At 42.9% G+C, this 876-nt stretch carries 1 protein-coding gene; it reads left to right on the forward strand.

What is annotated here, in order from left to right; translation table 11 throughout:
• Positions 1-876 (forward strand): Ig-like domain-containing protein (locus tag R2Q84_RS25195; protein ID WP_316819376.1); only part of this gene is annotated, 876 nt, incomplete at both ends.

Below are 876 nucleotides of genomic sequence, written 5' to 3' on the forward strand. Positions count from 1 at the left end.
GACACTTACACCTGCAGTGGGAATTACAGAGCCAACCAATCTGATCACTTTAGATAATACAGGTGTTACTGATCTTTCAGGTAATACAGGAGCAGGCAATACCAATTCTAACAATTACGCAATTGATACTAACCGGCCTACAGCTACTATAGTTATAGCTGATAATGTTTTAAGTATTGGCGAAACGCCAACGGTAACCATTACCTTCAGCGAAGCCGTTACAGGATTTACCAATGACGACCTCACCATTGCTAATGGTACGCTAAGCTCGGTTAGTTCTTCAGACGCAGGCATCACCTGGGAAGCTACGTTTACACCTGCAGTTGGAATTACAGACTTAAGTAATGTAATCACTTTAGATAATACAGGGGTTACTGATCTTGCAGGTAATACAGGAACCGGCATTACCAATTCCAACAATTACGCGATTGATACTAAACGACCTACAGCTACCATAGTTATGGCTGATGCTGCTTTAAGTATTGGCGAAACACCAACGGTAACCATTACTTTCAGCGAAGCTGTTACAGGATTTACCAATGCCGACCTCACTATTGCCAATGGTACACTAAGCGCAGTGAATTCTACAGATGGAGGCATCACCTGGAAAGCTACGCTTACACCTACAATCGGAATTACAGACCTAACCAATGTGATCACTTTGGATAATACAGGCGTAACAGCTGTTTCATCTGGCAATGCTGGAACAGGTAACACCTCTTCCGCTAACTACGCAATTGACACTACACGTCCTACTGCTACAATAGTTGTGGCTGATGCGGCCTTAAATATTGGCAAAACACCAACGGTAACCATTACTTTCAGCGAAGCAATTACAGGTTTTACCAATGACGACCTTACTATTGCCAATGGTAC

Origin of the sequence: Pedobacter nyackensis (genome assembly GCF_032678475.1) — a bacterium.
Classification (GTDB): Bacteria; Bacteroidota; Bacteroidia; order Sphingobacteriales; family Sphingobacteriaceae; genus Pedobacter; species Pedobacter nyackensis_A.